The 17,386-nt window shown below is 73.4% G+C and carries 17 protein-coding genes; 11 read left to right on the forward strand and 6 right to left on the reverse strand.

Features of this window, described 5'->3' with window-relative positions; genetic code table 11:
* Window positions 1-2: 2 nt before the first annotated feature.
* The 5 genes from ACZ3OF_RS23780 (at window position 3) to ACZ3OF_RS23800 (ending at window position 4,363) form a co-directional block, all read left to right on the forward strand.
* Window positions 3-467: an NAD(P)/FAD-dependent oxidoreductase gene (locus tag ACZ3OF_RS23780; protein WP_361670939.1), complete on the forward strand. Its 465-nt coding sequence runs from the start codon at window positions 3-5 to the stop codon at window positions 465-467.
* 9 nt (window positions 468-476) lie between these two features.
* Window positions 477-878 (forward strand): tetratricopeptide repeat protein, encoded by a 402-nt coding sequence (locus ACZ3OF_RS23785; protein WP_467306625.1) that lies wholly within the window; start codon window positions 477-479, stop codon window positions 876-878.
* A 216-nt stretch (window positions 879-1,094) separates the two neighbouring features.
* On the forward strand, window positions 1,095-2,174 hold the full coding sequence (locus ACZ3OF_RS23790) for a PP2C family protein-serine/threonine phosphatase (RefSeq protein WP_361670933.1): 1,080 nt from the start codon (window positions 1,095-1,097) through the stop codon (window positions 2,172-2,174).
* A gap of 266 nt (window positions 2,175-2,440) precedes the next feature.
* Entirely contained in the window at window positions 2,441-3,781 is a 1,341-nt protein-coding gene (locus tag ACZ3OF_RS23795) for a transcriptional regulator (RefSeq protein WP_467306627.1), read from the forward strand.
* A gap of 51 nt (window positions 3,782-3,832) precedes the next feature.
* Window positions 3,833-4,363: an NUDIX hydrolase gene (locus ACZ3OF_RS23800; protein ID WP_467306629.1), complete on the forward strand. Its 531-nt coding sequence runs from the start codon at window positions 3,833-3,835 to the stop codon at window positions 4,361-4,363.
* 81 nt (window positions 4,364-4,444) lie between these two features.
* On the opposite strand, the gene ACZ3OF_RS23805 is transcribed toward ACZ3OF_RS23800, so the two are convergent.
* A complete protein-coding gene (locus ACZ3OF_RS23805; RefSeq protein ID WP_361438912.1) occupies window positions 4,445-5,305 on the reverse strand; it encodes a 3-hydroxybutyryl-CoA dehydrogenase in 861 nt (286 codons plus the stop codon).
* A gap of 170 nt (window positions 5,306-5,475) precedes the next feature.
* On the opposite strand from ACZ3OF_RS23805, the gene ACZ3OF_RS23810 reads away from it, so the two are divergent.
* Window positions 5,476-6,708: a glycoside hydrolase family 10-like protein gene (locus tag ACZ3OF_RS23810; protein WP_467306632.1), complete on the forward strand. Its 1,233-nt coding sequence runs from the start codon at window positions 5,476-5,478 to the stop codon at window positions 6,706-6,708.
* Window positions 6,709-6,718: 10 nt separating this feature from the next.
* On the opposite strand, the gene ACZ3OF_RS23815 is transcribed toward ACZ3OF_RS23810, so the two are convergent.
* Complete coding sequence (locus ACZ3OF_RS23815; protein WP_352186468.1) at window positions 6,719-6,913, reverse strand: DUF1918 domain-containing protein; 195 nt, start codon at window positions 6,911-6,913, stop codon at window positions 6,719-6,721.
* Between the two features lie 149 nt (window positions 6,914-7,062).
* Window positions 7,063-7,986, reverse strand: a complete 924-nt coding sequence (locus ACZ3OF_RS23820) for a DMT family transporter (protein WP_467306634.1) — start codon at window positions 7,984-7,986, stop codon at window positions 7,063-7,065.
* Between ACZ3OF_RS23820 and ACZ3OF_RS23825 the strand changes: the two genes are divergently transcribed.
* The 3 genes from ACZ3OF_RS23825 to ACZ3OF_RS23835 all read left to right on the forward strand — a co-directional run bounded on the left by ACZ3OF_RS23825 (window position 7,985) and on the right by ACZ3OF_RS23835 (window position 11,452).
* On the forward strand, window positions 7,985-9,421 hold the full coding sequence (locus ACZ3OF_RS23825; protein WP_361670923.1) for an aminotransferase-like domain-containing protein: 1,437 nt from the start codon (window positions 7,985-7,987) through the stop codon (window positions 9,419-9,421). The two genes, ACZ3OF_RS23820 and ACZ3OF_RS23825, sit on opposite strands and share 2 nt — an antisense overlap.
* Before the next feature lie 214 nt (window positions 9,422-9,635).
* Window positions 9,636-10,211, forward strand: coding sequence for a histidine phosphatase family protein (locus tag ACZ3OF_RS23830; RefSeq protein WP_361670920.1), 576 nt, complete (start codon window positions 9,636-9,638; stop codon window positions 10,209-10,211).
* A 41-nt stretch (window positions 10,212-10,252) separates the two neighbouring features.
* The gene (locus ACZ3OF_RS23835) at window positions 10,253-11,452 is read left to right on the forward strand and encodes a methyltransferase (protein WP_467306638.1); all 1,200 of its coding nucleotides are present in this window, start codon (window positions 10,253-10,255) and stop codon (window positions 11,450-11,452) included.
* On the opposite strand, the gene ACZ3OF_RS23840 is transcribed toward ACZ3OF_RS23835, so the two are convergent.
* The 3 genes from ACZ3OF_RS23840 to ACZ3OF_RS23850 form a co-directional block, all read right to left on the reverse strand.
* Window positions 11,397-12,140, reverse strand: a complete 744-nt coding sequence (locus tag ACZ3OF_RS23840; RefSeq protein ID WP_361670914.1) for a DUF2071 domain-containing protein — start codon at window positions 12,138-12,140, stop codon at window positions 11,397-11,399. The two genes, ACZ3OF_RS23835 and ACZ3OF_RS23840, sit on opposite strands and share 56 nt — an antisense overlap.
* 77 nt (window positions 12,141-12,217) lie before the next feature.
* Entirely contained in the window at window positions 12,218-13,819 is a 1,602-nt protein-coding gene (locus ACZ3OF_RS23845; protein ID WP_467306640.1) for an ABC-F family ATP-binding cassette domain-containing protein, read from the reverse strand.
* Between the two features lie 244 nt (window positions 13,820-14,063).
* The gene (locus ACZ3OF_RS23850) at window positions 14,064-14,912 is read right to left on the reverse strand and encodes a sigma-70 family RNA polymerase sigma factor family protein (protein WP_467306642.1); all 849 of its coding nucleotides are present in this window, start codon (window positions 14,910-14,912) and stop codon (window positions 14,064-14,066) included.
* 176 nt (window positions 14,913-15,088) lie between these two features.
* Between ACZ3OF_RS23850 and ACZ3OF_RS23855 the strand changes: the two genes are divergently transcribed.
* Complete coding sequence (locus tag ACZ3OF_RS23855) at window positions 15,089-15,529, forward strand: helix-turn-helix transcriptional regulator (RefSeq protein WP_361670905.1); 441 nt, start codon at window positions 15,089-15,091, stop codon at window positions 15,527-15,529.
* A 274-nt stretch (window positions 15,530-15,803) separates the two neighbouring features.
* Window positions 15,804-17,231 carry a rifampin monooxygenase gene (gene rox, locus ACZ3OF_RS23860; protein ID WP_361670902.1) on the forward strand — a complete coding sequence of 476 codons (1,428 nt, stop codon included), beginning with the start codon at window positions 15,804-15,806 and terminating at the stop codon, window positions 17,229-17,231.
* The last annotated feature ends 155 nt before the right edge of the window (window positions 17,232-17,386 follow it).

Genomic DNA, 17,386 nt, shown 5'->3' on the forward strand with positions numbered 1-17,386 from the left:
CGGTGCTGTGGTTGCTGGCGCAGCACCTGCTGACTCTCCGGACCCCCATCGGCCGTGCGATGCGTCCCGAGGTCAGAGCCCATGGCGGGCCGCTGATCCGGATCAAGCGGGCCGACCTCGCCCGCGCCGGCGTCGAGATGGTCCCGGAGCGGACCGCCGGTGTGAGCGACGGGCTGCCGGTCCTCGACGGGGGCCGTGTGCTCGACGTCGCCAACGTCGTCTGGTGCACCGGCTTCCGGCAGGATTTCTCCTGGATCGACATCCCGGTCACGGACGACGACGGCTGGCCGCTCGAGGAACGCGGCGTGGTGCCCTCGTCGCCCGGTCTGTACTTCGTCGGCCTGGCCTTCCAGTACGCCTTCGCGTCGATGCTCGTCGGAGGCGCCGGCCGGGACGCGGAGTATGTCGTCCGGCACCTCGCGGGAAAGGGCGTGCACCACCGTCCGAAGGCGAAGGCCCTCGCGTAGGGGTGCTTCGTGGACACGACGACGGACACGACGGCACTCCGGCGCCGCGTGGGCGAGCATCTGGCGCGGGCACGGTGGCACCGGGCCGGCGGCCGTTACACGGAGGCCGAGCGCGCGCTGCGGGCGGCCCTCCGGCTCGCGCGCGGCACGGCCGGTCCGGCCTCGGCCGATGTGGCCGACGCGGCGTCCGCCCTGGGCATCCTGCTCGAAGCGCTGGGCCGTCCCGCCGAGGCGGAAGAGGCCCTGCGCCACGTGGTGCACCTCTACGAAAGCGTCTACGGCCCCGACGACACGCGTCTCGCTCCGCCGCTGAACGCCCTGGGCGCCGTCCTGCGCCTGCACGGCGACCTGACCGGGGCGGAGCGGCTCTGCCGACGGGTGGTCGACATCGTGGGCCGCACGACGGCCTGAGGCCGAGGGGGCGCATCCGTGCGGGACTGCGCCTTCTGTGCGGGTGGCGCACGGGTGGCGCGCTGCGGCGTACCCGGGGCGCTCACTCCTTCGGGTGAGATGTCCGGACCGTGTTCCCCCGGGCCCGGTGCGGTCGGGAGAATCGACGCGGCCACAGGGGCGGGCCTGTGCGCCGCAGGGCCTTCGGGCGCTGCAGGGCCTCAGGAAGGGCCGTGCATGATCCGTACAAGGACGTTGCTCCCCCACGACTCCCGGCTGCGCCGGCTGGGACCACTCGCCCTTCCCACCCTCTGGGGTGCCGTGGCCGTGACGTGGAAACTCGGCTGTCCCCTGGCGCAACAACCCGGTCTCCCCATGCGCATCGCCACCAGCGTGCTCTTCTTCACCGTCGGCACCGGGCTCATCCTCGGCATCCGCCGTGGCCTCTCGCGCGAGCTGGAGCGGATGAGGGCCATCGCGGACGCCACCCAGCGCGTACTGCTGCGCCCGCCCGCGCCCCGGCTCGACGGCCTCTCCGTCGCCGCCGGCCAGCTCTCCGCCTCCCGGGGCGCGTCCGTCGGCGGGGATCTGTACGAGGCGGTGGCCACGCCGTACGGCGTGCGGGTCGTCATCGGCGACGTCCGGGGTCATGGTCTCGCGGCCCTCGGCGCCGTGGTCGCCGTGCTCGGCAGCTTCCGCGAGGCCGCCCACGACGAGCGCGAACTCGGCGGCGTGCTGCGCCGGCTCGACCGTGCGCTCGCCCGCCATCTGCGGGAGCGGGCCCGCGACGAGCACCCGGCGGTCTGCGCCGGGCGGGAGCCGGAGCACCCCGCGGCCGAGGAGTTCGTCACCGTGCTGCTCCTGGAGATCCGTGCGGACGGGGAGGTGTACGCCCTCAACTGCGGGCACCCGGGCCCGTACCGGATCGCCCATCGCGTGGAGGCCGTCGCCGGGGGCGACCCGCTTCCGCCGCTCGGTGCCTTCCCGCTCCCGGCGGAACTCCCCGTGTACCCCTGCACCCGGCTGCTGCCGGGCGAGACGCTCTTCCTGCACACCGACGGCGCGGAGGACGCCCGGGACCGGGCGGGCCGGTTCTTCGCCCTCGAACGGGCCCTGGCCGAGGCCGCCCGTGACGCGCCCGTCTCCCCGGCCGCGCTGGTCCGCCGTGTGCATGAAGCCCTGTTGCGGCACACCGGCGGCCGACTCGCCGACGACGTGGCGCTGCTGGTCGTCCGCAACGACCGCGTGCGGGTTCCGGCGCAGCCCGCCGAACCCGGGCTGCGCCGTACCCGACCTGCACCCTCCCCTCACTGTTGAGCGACGGGACATGAGGCCGGCGCCGCCCGGACCGCCGCGGAGTGTCGGGCAGGTCGGCGGGCGGGCGGCGCGGGGCGGGCCGCCGCACTGTACGAGGGGGGAGCCCGGCGGCCCGGGTCGCCTTGCGGCGAGGCGCTCAGTCAACCGGCAGCGGGGCGGCGGCGGCAGAGCGCTCGGACCGGAAGAACGGGCACTTCATTCACACCCCGTGCGAAATCGCCCTCCACTACGGTGGTCGGGCGCGGACCGAGTCATCGGAGGGGCCCATGCAGCCCAACACCCTGCTCGACGCCCTGCTGGACGAGGCGGGCATCTCGCGGGCGGGCCTCGCCGCCCACGTCAACCGCGCCGGTCGTGCCCGGGGGCTCGCGCTGCGGTACGAACACACGGCCGTGGCCCGGTGGTTGAAGGGCCAGCGGCCGCGCGGCCAGGTGCCCGACCTGATCTGCGAGGTGCTCGGGTCGCGGCTGCACCGGGCGGTCACGCTCGACGACATCGGGCTCGGCGTCGGCGGCGGTGACGCCGTCGCGTCCAGCTCGCCGCTCTCCGGCTTCGTCGAGCGGGCCACCGCCCTGTGGCGCTCCGACGAGCAGCAACGGCCGCACATACTCGGCGCGCAGGCGGTCACCGGTACGCCCGCCGTGATGCCGGTCTGGGAGTGGGAGAACCCGCCGGAGGACTCCGACGTCTCCCGCGACGGCCGGACGCGGGTCTCCATGGCCGACATCACCATGCTCGGCGCCGCCCGGACGCACTACGAGCAGATGTACCGCAAGGCCGGCGGCGTCGCGACGCGCGTGCGGATCGTCGGCTTCCTCAACTCCGAGACCGCGCCGCTGCTGCGCGGGTCGTACAGCGACAGCCTCGGCCGGCAGCTGCACCGCGCCACCGGCGGACTGGTGGCGGTGGCGGGCATCTGCGCGTACGACTCCGACGCCCATGGTCTCGCGCAGCGCTACTTCCACCAGGCGCTGCGGCTGGCGAAGGCGAGCGGGGACCGGGGCCTCGGCGCCTATGTGGTCGCGCTCCTCGTCAACCAGTCGCTGTTCATGGGGGAGTACCGGCAGGGGGTGGCCTTCGCCGAGGCGGCGCTGCGGTCGGCCGGACGGCAGATCACCCCGGCGCTCGCGGCGGACCTCTCCGCGATGCAGGCGAAGGCGTACGCCCATCTCGGGGACGGCGCCTCGGCGCTGGTCTGCATCCGGCGCGCGGAGGCGGAGGCGGAGCGGATCCGGCCGGGCCATGAGCCGGCCGAGACCGGCTATGTCCAGCCGGGGCTGGTCAACGTGCAGGTCGCCGAGGCGCTGCTCAGTCTGGGGGATCTTCCGGCGGCCCGGGAGCACGCGCGGGAGGCCGTGGAGACACCGGCGCACGACCGGGGCCGGGTGCACCGGCTGGCCATGCTCTGTCAGATCGAGCTGCGGCAGGGGGAGGCCGACGCGGCGGCGCGGACGGCCGTGGAGATGACGGAGCGGGCGCGCGGGATGGAGTCGCAGCGGCTGCGTGACCGGCTGAGGCTGGTGCGGGAGTACCTGCTGGCCACCGACTGCGCGGACGCGAGGCAGGCGGCCGAACTCATCGACGGGGCGCTACGCGTTCCCCTGTGAGCCCCGGGCTGCTGCCATATTGCCACCGACCAATCGGAAGGTGGCAAAAACGTGCAGTGGACGAAACTGAGCGAACAACCTGTCTATGAGAACCGCTGGTTCCGGGTGAACCTCGCGGACGTCGAGCTCCCGGACGGCCGCCACCTCGACCACTATCTGATCCGGCTCCGCCCGGTCGCCGTGGCGACCGCCGTCAACGAGGCCAACGAAGTCCTCATGCTCTGGCGGCACCGCTTCATCACCGACAGCTGGGGCTGGGAGCTGGCCGCCGGCGTCGTCGAGGACGGCGAGGATCTCGCGGCCGCCGCCGCCCGCGAGATGGAGGAGGAGACGGGCTGGCGCCCCGGCCCCCTGCGCCATCTCCTCACCGTCGAGCCCTCCAACGGCCTCACCGACGCCCGGCACCATCTCTACTGGGCCGAGGAAGCCACGTACATCGGCCCGCCCGAGGACGAATTCGAGTCCTCACGGCGTGAGTGGATACCCCTCAAGCTGATCCCGGACATGATCGCCCGGGGTGAGATCCCGGCCGCCAACATGGCCGCCGGACTGCTCCTGCTCCACCATCTGCGCCTCGGCTGACCGGCCGGCGCCGCACACGTGGCGGAACGCCGAACGGCCCGTACCTGTGCGGGTGTACGGGCCGAACGGTGATCGTGGGGCTCAGGGGTACGGGTAGAAGCCCGAGCCCGTCTTGCGGCCGAGCCGGCCCGCGTCCACCATGCGCTGGAGCAGCGGGGGAGCGGCGTACAGCGGCTCCTTGTACTCGGTGTACATGGAGTCGGCGATCGAGGCGATCGTGTCCAGGCCGATCAGGTCGGCGAGCTTCAGCGGACCCATCGGGTGGGCGCAGCCGAACTCCATGCCGTTGTCGATGTCCTCACGGCTCGCGATGCCCGACTCGAACATCCGGATCGCGGAGAGCAGGTACGGGACCAGCAGTGCGTTCACCACGAAGCCCGACCGGTCCTGCGCGCGGATCGCGTGCTTGCCGAGCACCTTCTCGGCGAAGACCTGGGCGCGGCTGATCGTGCCCTCGGAGGTGGTGAGGGCCGGGATCAGCTCCACCAGCTTCTGCACGGGCGCCGGGTTGAAGAAGTGGATGCCGATGACCTGGTCCGGGCGGGAGGTCGCCACGGCCAGCTTCACCAGCGGGATGGAGGAGGTGTTCGAGGCCAGGATCGCGTCGGGCCGGGTCATCACCTGGTCCAGCACCTGGAAGATCTCGGTCTTGATCTGCTCGTTCTCCACCACGGCCTCGATGACGAGGTCGCGGTCGGCGAACTCGCCGAGGTCGGTGGTGAAGCTGAGGCGCGCCAGCGTCGCGTCGCGCTCCTCCTCGCTGATCTTGCCGCGTTCGGCGGCCTTCGCGAGCGAGTTGTACAGCCGCGTACGGCCGATCTCCAGCGCCTCGCCGGTCGTCTCGGCGACCTTCACCTCGAGGCCGCTGCGGGCACACACCTCCGCGATGCCCGCGCCCATCTGGCCGCAGCCCACCACTCCGACGCGCTCAATGTCGGCCATGGAGTCCGTCACCTCGTGCCTTTCGCTCTTCACTGGCGGCGGGCCCCGTGTGATTCCGGTGCGTCCGCCTCGACCCCACGACGTTACCGCTCATTAACCGATGATCGATCGCCCGGGGCGGGCATGCTCTGCCTGGGGGTGTGACGTATCCGACAGAAGAGGACAGGTGGATGGGACGTATCGGGAGAAGAGGGTTCGTGGCGGGTGCGGCACTGGCGGCGCTCGGTGTGACCGGTTCGGGCACCGCGGGGGCGGTACGGAAGAAGCCGAGGGCGGGCGGCGAGTTCCGCGGCATGTGGATGGCGACGGTCTTCAACGTCGACTGGCCCTCGGCTCCCGGTCTCACTCCCGGGCGGCAGCGGGCCGAACTCCTCGCCCATCTGGACATGGCCGTCGAGCGCAGGCTGAACGCGGTGATCCTCCAGGTGCGGCCGAGCGCCGACGCCCTGTGGCCCTCACCGCACGAGCCGTGGGCGGAGTGCCTCACCGGCGTGCAGGGCCGCGATCCCGGCTGGGACCCGCTGGGGACGGCCGTCGAGGAGGCCCACCAGCGGGGGCTCGAGCTGCACGCCTGGTTCAACCCGTACCGCGTGGCGAATCACACGGATCCCACCCGGCTGACCCCCACCCATCCGGCCCGGCGCAACCCGGAGTGGATCGTCCCGTACGGCGGGAAGCTCTACTACGACCCCGGGCTGCCCGAGGTCCGCCGCTTCGTCCAGGACGCGATGCTCGACGCAGTCCGGCGCTACGACATCGACGCCGTGCACTGGGACGACTACTTCTACCCGTACCCGGTCGACGGTGAGGTCTTCGACGACGACGACGCCTACGCGCGGTACGGCGGGGACTTCACGAGCCGGGCGTCCTGGCGGCGGAACAACATCGATCTCCTGGTCTCCGAGATGTCCGCCCGGATCAAGGAGGCCGACTCCCCGCCGAGCTTCGGGATCAGCCCCTTCGGGATCTGGCGCAACGCCGCCACCGACCCCGCGGGATCGGACACCCCGGAGGGGCTGCAGAGCTACGACGACCTCTTCGCCGACACCAGGAAGTGGATCAGGGAGGGCTGGATCGACCACGTGGTGCCGCAGCTCTACTGGCACATCGGCTTCGCCGAGGCCGACTACGCCACGCTCGTGCCCTGGTGGGAGGCGGCGGTGCGGAACACCGGCGTCCGTCTGTACATCGGCGAGGCCCTCTTCAAGTGCGGTGACCCCGACCAGCCGGCGGCGTGGCAGGACCCCGACGAACTCTCCCGCCATCTGACACTCGCCGGCCGTCATCCGGGGGTGGCCGGGCACTGCTTCTTCTCGGCGACGCAGGTCACGGCAGACCGGATCGGGGCGATGGCCGCCGTCGTGGCCGACCACTACCCGACCGCGGTCCGCCCGGCGCGCTAGACGGCTCGCGTCACATCTTCTCGTGGTGGCGTACGACGGTGTCGGGGCCCGGAGCCATCAGGGCCTCGTGGCCGTCGTCGTCGAACTTGACGCGGTACGGGGGGTTGCCGTTCTCGCCCAGTACCTGAAGTACCTCGGCCGTACGGTCGTGCTGACCGACGGTCCGGCCGTGCACCAGCAGTTTGTCGCCCACGCTCGCTTGCATCGGGGTGACCTCCTCGCGGCCGCGCTCGTCCTCTTCGGGAGCCTATGTTCGCCATTGTGTCCCGCATCGCCTCCGGCCGCGCGCCCAGTCCGGCGTCGCGGCTCCGCGCGGTGTCCCGGCTCCAGGCGGTGCCGGCTCCGCGCGGTGTCTCAGCTCTTCGCGCGCTGGGTCACCGCGATGCAGACCAGGACCGCCACGGCCGCGAGCGGCGCGGCGAGGGGCAGGGACTCGCCGAGCAGCGAGACCGACCAGACGAGGGTGAGGAGCGGCTGGGCGAGCTGGAGCTGGCTCGCCTTGGGGATGCCGATCGCCGCCATGCCGCCGTACCAGACGTACATGCCGACGAAGGTGGAGCCGGCCGCGACCCAGACCAGCCCGATGACGCCGTGGGCGCCCAGCCGGACGGGTTCGAGGGTGAGCGCGACGGCCGAGCCGACGACCATCAGCGGCAGGCAGAGGATCAGCGCCCAGCCGATGACCTGCCAGCCCGGCATGAGCCGGGCGAGCCTGCCGCCCTCGGTGTATCCGGCCGCGCAGACCAGGAGCGCGCCGAAGAGGTACAGGTCGCCCGTGGACAGGGCGCCGCCGCTCTGCTGGACCGTGAAGGCGATGACGACCGCCGCTCCGGCGAGAGCCGCGATCCAGAACGTACGCGACGGGCGGCGGCCCGTGCGGATCGCGGCGAAGGTCGCCGTGGTGAGCGGCAGCAGGCCCACGACCACGGCGGCGTGCGAGGTGGTCGAGGTCTGCAGGGCGAGGGTCGTCAGGAGCGGGAAGCCCACCACCACGCCACCGGCCACGACGGCGAGCCCCGCCCAGTGGCGGCGCTCGGGCAGCGGGACCCTCATGGCGAGCAGGAAGGTGCCCGCGAGGAGCGCGGCGAGCGTCGACCGCAGGGCGACGAGCGACCACGGGCCGAAGCTCTCCAGACCCCAGGCGGTGGAGGGGAAGGTGAGCGAGAACGCCACCACGCCGAGGCCGGCGAGGAGCGTGCCGCGGGCCTGGGGGGAGGCCCATGGGGTGCTGCCGACCGCTATCGTGGAGGTGGGAGTAGCGCTATCCTGTGCTGTCATGCACGAGCGTAGCAGTGTGGGTGAACTGGCCAACTCCCTGAGGGCGGAACTGAACCGCTACTCACCTGGTGGGAAGCTGCCGTCGAGCCGGGCCCTCGTCGAGCGGTACCGCGTCTCCCCGGTGACGGTGACCCGGGCGCTCGCCCAGCTCGCCGCCGAGGGCCTCGTCGTCACCCGGCCGGGAGCCGGGGCGTACCGCGCGGAGCCGCGCGGCCGGACGCCCGTGGCCGGCGACACCTCCTGGCAGGAGGTGACGCTGAGCGCCGACACGGCGACCGAGCTGGTCCCGCGCAGCGTCGACGCCTCCGGCGTCCTCGTGACCCTCTCGGCGCCGCCGCCGGGCGTCGTCGAGTTCAACGGCGGCTATCTCCACCCCTCGCTCCAGCCCGAGCGCGCCATGGCCGCCGCCCTGGCCCGGGCGGGCCGCCGCCCCGGCGCCTGGGGCAGGCCGCCCACCGACGGCCTGCCCGAACTGCGCGAGTGGTTCGCCCGCGAGATCGGCGGTACCGTCACCGCCGCCGACGTCCTCGTCACCGCGGGCGGGCAGCCCGCGATCACGACCGCCCTGCGCGCCCTCGCCCCGCCCGGCACGCCCGTCCTCGTCGAGTCGCCCACCTACCCGGGCATGCTCGCGGTCGCCCGCGCGGCCGGCCTGCGTCCCGTACCCGTACCGGTCGACGCCGACGGGGTACGTCCCGAGCTCCTCGAAGCCGCCTTCCGCGCCACCGGCGCACGGGTCTTCGTCTGCCAGCCGCTCTTCCAGAACCCGACCGGCGCCGTGCTCACCGCCGAGCGGCGGCGCGAGGTGGTCCGGATCGCCAGGGCCGCCGGAGCCTTCGTCGTCGAGGACGACTTCGCCCGCCGGCTCGTCCACGAGGACTCCGGGCCGCTCCCCGCGCCCCTGGCCGCCGAGGACCCGGACGGCGTCGTCGTCCACGTCTGCTCCCTGACCAAGCCGACCTCGCCCAGCCTGCGCGTCGGCGCGCTCGCCGCCCGTGGCCCCGTCCTCGAACGGCTGCGCGCCATCCATGTCGTCGACAGCTTCTTCGTCCCGCGCCCCCTCCAGGAGACCGCCCTGGAGCTCGTCGGCTCGCCCGCCTGGAGCCGCCATCTGCGCGCCGTCTCCCAGGAGCTGAAGAACCGCCGCGACGCCATGACCGGCGCCCTCGGCCTCCACCTCCCCGAGCTGGCCCTGCCCCACGTTCCCTCCGGCGGCTACCAGCTCTGGCTCCGGCTCCCCGACGGCCTCCCGGAGGCCGCGCTCCTCACGAGTGCCCTGCGGGCCGGCGTCGCCGTGGCCCCCGGCCGCCCCTACTTCAGCGCCGAACCGCCCGCAGGACACATCCGCCTCAGCTTCGCCGGCGTGGCCGGGCCGACGGAGATCGCCGAGGGGGTGCGCAGGCTGCGGTCGGCCGTCTCCGAACTCACGGCCTGACCGGCCAGCCGCCGACCGCACACCGCTCCGCGCCCTTCCCGCCACCACGGACGCGCGCGGTGTGTACGGGAACGCCGGTTTCGCGCACCGGCGGAACCGGGACAAGTGGAGGACTTTCGGACGCGACCGGCCCGCAGGGGCCCCCACGACCTCGGCCGGAGCCCGCGCATATGACCTCTTGACCTGCCAGGCATCCGGCCTCACGATCGCGGCCATGGGTCTTCGGGTCACGCTCGTCGCAGCGGCGCGCAGCTCCTCCCTGCTCGCCGAGCGCTTCGACGACGACCGACCGCTCGACGAGGCCGGCTGGTACGAGGTGCAGCTCGCCGCGCACTCGCTGGTCCCGCTCGGCGCGGCCGAGCTGCGCTACTGCTCCCCGACGCCCCGCAGCCGGGCCACCGGCACCGCCCTCGGCTACGCACCGCTCGCCCAGCCCGCCCTCCGCGACTGCGACATGGGCCGCTGGCGCGGACTGACCCTCGCCGAGGTCGCGGCCCTCGAACCCGCCGCCGTCGACGCCTGGCTCTCCGACCCGCGCATCGCCCCGCACGGCGGTGAGAGTCTGCTCGCCTTCATCTCGCGGATAGGGAGCTGGCTCGACACCCGCCCCGCCGACGACGGCTCCATCGTCGCCGTCGCCGAACCCGCCGTCGTCCGCGCCGCCCTGGTGTACGCGCTGAAGGCCCCGCCCTCCACGTTCTGGAACGTGGACGTCCGCCCGCTCTCCACGGTCACGCTCACCGGCCGCCCCGGCCTCTGGCACCTCCACCTCCAGGCGGCCGTCGGCTGAGCGACGGGGCAGGGGCGGCGACCGGCTAGCCTGAGACCACGATGAACCGTCTGACCACGTCATGGGGCGAGTTCCCGCTCACCCGCTTCCCCGAGGACCCTCGCGACCCGCTCCGTGCCTGGGACGCGTCCGACGAGTACCTGCTGCGCCACCTCGCCGAGACGGACACCGACCTGTCCGGCACGGTCGCCGTCGTCGGCGACCGCTGGGGCGCCCTCGCCACCGCCCTCGCCGCCCGCCGCCCGGGCGCGCTCGCGCAGATCACCGACTCCTACCTCGGCCGCCGGGCCACGGAGGAGAACCTGGCCCGCTCCGGGGCCGCCCCGGACGCGGTCCGGCTCCTCACCACCCAGGACGCGCCGCCCGAGCGGATCGACGTGCTCCTCGTCCGCGTCCCCAAGAGCCTCGCGCTCCTGGAGGACCAGCTGCACCGGCTCGCGCCCGCCCTGCACGAGGGCACCGTGGTCGTCGGGACCGGCATGGTCAAGGACATCCACACCTCCACGCTCCAGCTCTTCGAGACGATCCTCGGCCCCACCCGCACCTCGCTCGCCGCGAAGAAGGCCCGACTGATCCTCTGCACCCCGGACCCAGGGCTGGGCCGGGTGTCCAATCCCTGGCCGTACCGGTACGCACTCCCCGCCGACACCGGGACCGTCGCCGGCCGGACGGTGGTCAACCAGGCCGGGATCTTCTGTGCCGACCGCCTCGACATCGGCACGCGCTTCTTCCTGAAACACCTGCCGACGGGCCTCGACCGCACCCGCGTCGTCGACCTGGGCTGCGGCAACGGCGTCGTCGGCCTGGCCGTCGCACTCGCCGAGCCCGCGGCGGAGCTGGTGTTCACCGACGAGTCGTACCAGGCCGTCGCCTCCGCCGAGGAGAACTTCCGCACCCACGCGGCCGCCGGCCGTACCGCCGAGTTCGTCGTCGGGGACGGGACGGCCGAGCTCGCGGCGGAGTCGGTGGACCTCGTCCTGAACAACCCGCCCTTCCACAGCCACCAGGCCACCACCGACCGCACCGCCCGCCGGATGTTCACGGACGCGCGGCGCGTCCTCCGGCCGGGCGGCGAACTGTGGGTCGTCGGCAACCGGCACCTCGGCTACCACGTCACGCTGCGCCGGATCTTCGGCTCCTGCGAACTGGTCGCGAGCGACCCGAAGTTCGTGGTCCTGCGGGCCGTCAAGCGGACAGGCGGGCCGGCCCGACGACCCGACCGGGCAGCGGCAGCCACCTGACCGGCACCTGACGCATGACGAGGACCGAGTCCAGCTCGGCGGTGCCGGGCGGGAAGCGGTCCGGGTCCTCGAAGAAGCTGGAGCGGGCGGACGTGATCCGGCCGGGCTCGATGTGCCAGGCGTCCGTGTCCAGCTCCATCCCGTCGAGGCGAGGGCCGGTGCGGGTCGCCGACCAGCCCTTGGCGCCGCCGCGGAAGAACACCGACGCCTCGTCGAGGTCGGCGAACAGCCCGCTGCCCTCCAGGCTGTCGGTGATCTCCGCGGCGACGTCCACGCGCGTCTCACCGTCGCGGGTCGCGAAGGCCACCCGCACCGCGTCCGCGCTCTCGCTCACCTCGAAGTCCGCGCGCCCGTGCTCGCCGGGGAAGAGCCGGCCGCCCGCCCAGCGGTTGACCAGCGAGGCGGTGTCCCGGCGCGGGATGTACACACCCGTCTCGACGCCGTCCGGACCGTCCCACTCGACGGCGATCCGGTGCGCCGCGTTCTCGCTGCGCAGGCCCACCGCGGCGGGCGCCCATACGGGCCGCACGGAGCCGAGCCGCAGGAGACAGATCCCGGCGACGGCGTGCCCGCGGACCAGCTGCGGGCGCAGCCCCTCCGGCAGGAGACGGGCGGCCACCTCCGGCTCGACCCGGTAGTTGACGAGCAGCCGTCGCTCGATGACGCTCGCCAGCGTGAGGTGGTTCATGGGACCGGACTCCGCTCGTACGGGAAGGGCACGCGCCCGGGAGGGCGACGACTCGGGGGGAGCGTAGCCCCGCGCCCTCAGGCCAGGGCGACGAGGTCCCGGTACTCCTCGCTCCAGAGGTCCTCGTCCCCGTCCGGGAGCAGCAGCACCCGGTCCGGCCGGAGCGCGTCGATCGCCCCTTCGTCGTGCGTGACCATCACGATCGCGCCCGGGTACGTGCCCACGGCCGCCAGGACCTCGTCCCGGGAGGCCGGGTCCAGGTTGTTCGTGGGCTCGTCGAGGAGCAGGACGTTGGCGCCCGAGTGGACGAGCCCGGCCAGCGCGAGCCGGGTCTTCTCGCCGCCCGACAGCACCCCGGCCGGCTTGTCGGCGTCTTCGCCCCGGAACAGGAACGCCCCGAGCACCCGCCGTACCTCACCGTCCGTCAGATGCGGCGCCGCTGCGGCGAGGTTGGCGCGGACCGTGCGGCCCGCGTCGAGCGTCTCGTGCTCCTGGGCGAAGTAGCCGATCCGCAGACCGTGACCGCGCACCACCCGCCCGGAGTCGGGCTGCTCCTCGCCCGCGAGGAGCCGCAACAGCGTGCTCTTCCCGGCGCCGTTGAGGCCCAGCACCACGAGGCGGCTGCCCCGGTCCACGGCGAGGTCGATCCCGGCGAGGACCGGGCGCCCATCCCCGTACGACTTGACCAGGGAGACCGCACCCAGCGGCATCCGCCCGCACGGAGCGGGCTCGGGGAGCCGGATCCGAGCCACGCGCTCGGCCTGCCGTACGGGATCGAGCCCGTCGAGCAGCCGGTCGGCGCGCCGCGCCATGCTCCGGGCCGTCGTCGCGGTCGCGACACGGGACTTCATCTTCTCCGCCTGCGCGTGCAGCGCTGCGGCCTTGCGCTCGGCGTTGGCGCGCTCGCGCGTGCGGCGTCGCTCGTCGGCGTCCCGCTGGGCGAGGTAGCCGGCCCAGCCGGTGTTGTGGACGTCGATCGCGGCGCGCTGCGGATCGAGATGGAAGACCCGGTTGACCGTCTCGGCCAGGAGCGAGATGTCGTGGCTGATCAGGACGAGGCCGCCCTGGTGCGCGGCGAGGAAGCCGCGCAGCCAGCCGATCGAGTCGGCGTCGAGGTGGTTGGTGGGCTCGTCCAGCAGCAGCGTGCCGTCGCTGCCGTGCCCGGCGAAGAGGATCCTGGCGAGTTCCACACGGCGCTTCTGGCCGCCGGAAAGCGTGCCGACGGCCCGCCCCATGACCTCGGCGGGCAGCCCGATCCCGGCGGCGACCCGGGCGGCCTCGGCCTCCGCGGCGTACCCGCCGCGGGCCTCGAACTCCGCCTCGGCGCGCGCGTACGCGGCCATGCGCCGCTCGTCGGGCGTCTCGCCGAGCGCGAGGGCGGCCGCGTGCAGCTCGCGCACGGCCCGGTCGAGCCCGCGCGCGGACAGGATCCGGTCGGTGACCGACACGCCGGGGTCGGCGGCGCGGGAGTCCTGGGCGAGATGCCCGACGGCGCCGGTACGGGTGACGGTCCCGGCGGCCGGCGCGCGCAGCCCGGCCAGGGTGTCGAGGAGGGTCGTCTTGCCGGCGCCGTTGCGGCCGACGAGGCCGATCCGGTCGCCCGGGGCGATGTGGAAGGAGAGGTCGGCCAGCAGGAGACGGGCGCCGACGCGCACGTCGGCACCACGAACGGTGATCATGAGGTAACGCTCCGAAACAGCAGAAGGACACACGGGTGGCGTGGAGGTGGGTCCTTGAGCTAGGAGATTCGGGGCGTAGACATGGGATCGAGGCTAACGCGACCCGGGGGAGGGACGCATCGCATTAATCGCGGGCGGCGGACCGGGGCGGCGGGCGGTGCGCGGGGGCCGCCGGGCGGGCGGTGCGCGGGGGCCGCCGGGCGGGCGGTGCGCGGGAGCCGCGCTCCGGGTCCACGTGCCTCCGTCACCAGTCCGGGAACGCCAGGTCGAGACCCCCTACCCGCTCCGGACCCGTCGTGATGTCGAGCGTGACGATCCTGTCCTGGCGGAGCGTGAGCGCCACCGCCGAGACCGGCCGCCCGCCGGCGAAGGCCACGAGCCCGATCGACCCGTCGACCAGCGCGGGCCGCGTCACCGCCCCGGTCCGCGCGAACGCGGCCACGCCCTCCGCCACGGCGGGCGCCCCATGGACCGGTCCGCGCTCGGAGTACGCCACGACGTCAGGGTCGAGGGCGGCGGAGAGGCCGCGGGCGTCCCCCGCGCGGGCGGCACCGAGGAACCGCTCCACGATCGCGCGGTGCCGCGACAGGTCCGCGCCGGACGCCTCCGTACCGCAGCCACCGCCGCGACCGCCCCCGGCGCCCCGTACATGCCGCCGGGCGCCGCGGGCGAGCCGTGCCGCCTCCGGCGTCGTACGGCCGGTGAGGCGGGCGACCTCGGGCAGCGGCAGGGCGAACAGCTCGTGCAGCACGAGGACGAGCCGCTCGTCCGGGGCGAGGGACTCCAGGACCACGAACAGCGCGAGCTCCGCGCCGTCCGCGAGCTCCACCCCGTCCGCGACCTCCACCCGCTCCGGCCGCGCGACGTCCGCGTCCCGCCCGCACCCACCCCGCCGTGCCCGCAGGCGCTCCACGCACACCCGAGCGACGGCCGTCGTCAGCCAGCCGTCGATGCCGCCGAGCCCGGCTGCCCTGGCCTCGCGCAGCGCCTCCTCGGCCTCCCGCCGCGACCCCAGCATCCGCAGGGCGACAGCCCCCAGCCGCTCCCGCTGGAGGTCGAACCGCCTGGCCAGAAACGCGTCGCCGTCGTCCATGGGCGCATCACTCCTCTTCGTCCGCGTACGAAGCCATGACGCGTCCGGCGGAGGCGATGTGACAGCGGTCGTCGTCCGGCCGCCATCGACCCCTGCGCCCACCGCATTTCGCTCCGTCAAGCTCGATGAATCGGAACGGGCGAGGCATGTCGGACCCATCTGCCATGCTGGATGACGTGACGCTCGAAGACCTGGTGCGCCTCCGCCGCGCGCGCGACACGATGGACCGCGACTACGCGCAGCCGCTGGACGTCCAAGCGCTGGCGAACGTCGCCCTCATGTCGGCCGGCCACTTCTCCCGCAGCTTCCGTGCGGCCTTCGGGGAGACGCCGTACAGCTATCTGATGACGCGCCGTGTCGAGCGGGCGAAGGCGCTGCTGCGGCGCGGGGACCTGAGCGTGACGGAGGTCTGTTTCGAGGTCGGATGTACCTCGCTCGGCTCCTTCAGCTCACGCTTCACCGAACTGGTCGGCGAGAGCCCCAGTGCCTACCGCGCCCGCTCCCACGAGGCGGGGGCCGCGATCCCGGCCTGCGTGGCGAAGATCCACACGCGCCCTGTCCGGAACGGCGCCGCCGCCGGAAGGGACCGGCCGGTCGGGATCGGAGAGGCGGAGTAGGACGTCGACTTCGCTTCGACGCCATGCGCCTCACGCTCGCCCCGGGCTCCCTCGCGCCCTGGAGGGCGAAACACGAAAGGCAAGGAGGTCGGACGCTCCTTGCCACTCTCAACTTATAGCGCACAGGGGGCCTTGCGGCAAGGCCCCCGTCGTGGCGCAGAATGGCCGACCTGAGCCGGGGACCTGCACGAACGAGAGATTTGTGCGGACTTCGCGGGACCGTGCGGAGCGGTGGCCGGCCGGAGAGACGAATGGGCGAGTGGGGCGGTTTCCGATGATGGACGTGATCGTTGCCGGCGGTGGGCCGACCGGCTTGATGCTGGCCGCGGAACTGCGGCTGCACGGTGTGCGGGTGGTCGTACTGGAGAAGGAGGCGGAGCCGACCCTGCAGTCCCGTGCGCAGGGACTGCATGTGCGCAGTATCGAGGTGATGGAGCAGCGCGGTCTGCTGGAGCGCTTCCTCCCGCTCGGCAAGCAGGTCACCGCCGGTGGTTTCTTCGCCGGTCTCAGTGAGACCTGGCCGGAGGGGCTGGACACGGCGCACTCGTACGTCCTCGCCGTCCCGCAGCAGATCACCGAGCGCCTGCTGGGCGAGCGCGCCACGGAACTCGGCGCCGAGATCCTTCGCGGGTCCGAACTGGTCGGGCTGAGCCAGGACGACGACGGAGTGACCGTCGAACTGGCGGACGGCACACGGCTCCGCTCGCGCTACCTCGTCGGCTGCGACGGCGGCCGCAGCACGGTGCGCAAGCTGCTCGGGATCGACTTCCCGGGCGACCCGTCGACGGTCGAGACGCTGCTGGGCGAGATGGAGCTGACCGCGTCGCCGGAGGAACTGGCCGCCGTGATGGCCGAGGTCCGCAAGACCCAGCTGCGGTTCGGCGCCATGCGCCAGGCCGACGGGACGTACCGCGTCGTGGTGCCCGCCGAAGGGGTGGCCGAGGACCGTACGACCGCGCCGACCCTGGAGGAGTTCAAGCAGCAGCTCCGGGCTTACGGCGGAACGGACTTCGGCGCTCACTCCCCGCGCTGGCTCTCCCGCTTCGGCAACGCGACCCGGCTCGCCGAGCGTTACCGGAGCGGTCGCGTGCTGCTGGCCGGCGACGCGGCGCACATCCACCCCCCGACGGGCGGACAAGGGCTCAACCTCGGCATCCAGGACGCGTTCAACCTCGGCTGGAAACTGGCCGCCGAGGTCGCCGGCTGGGCACCGGAGGGCCTCCTCGACAGCTACCAGACCGAGCGGCACCCGGTGGCGGCCGACGTACTGGACAACACGCGCGCGCAGATGGAGCTGATGTCCACCGCGCCCGGTGCCCAGGCGGTGCGCCGGCTGATGTCGGAACTGATCGGTTTCGAGGAGGTGAACCGCTACCTGATCGAGAAGATCACCGGCATAGGGATCCGCTACGACTTCGGCGAGGGCCACGACCTGCTCGGCCGGCGGCTGCGGGACGTGAAGCTGAAGCGCGGCAGCCTGTACGAGCTGACGCACGAAGGCCGCGGCCTGCTCCTCGACCGGACCGGCCGCCTCTCGGTGGACGGCTGGGCGGACCGGGTCGACCACGTCGTCGACGTCAGTGAGGAACTGGACGCCCCGGCGGTACTGCTCCGGCCGGACGGCCACGTGGCCTGGGTGGGCGAGGACCAGCAGGACCTGCTGAGCCACCTGCCCACGTGGTTCGGCGCTCCGCTGGGCTGATCACCACACCGCGGTACCGCTCGGCCCCGGGGTCGGACGCCGTGGAGCTCACCCGGCCGCGAGCGGGCGGTACCGCACGTCCACCTCGGTGCCGTCCCATGTTCGTCACGGGCGGGGTGGGCGTGTTGTCGGGCATGATCGATCCTCTCGGCGCG

Source organism: Streptomyces sp. NPDC022552 (assembly GCF_055561875.1).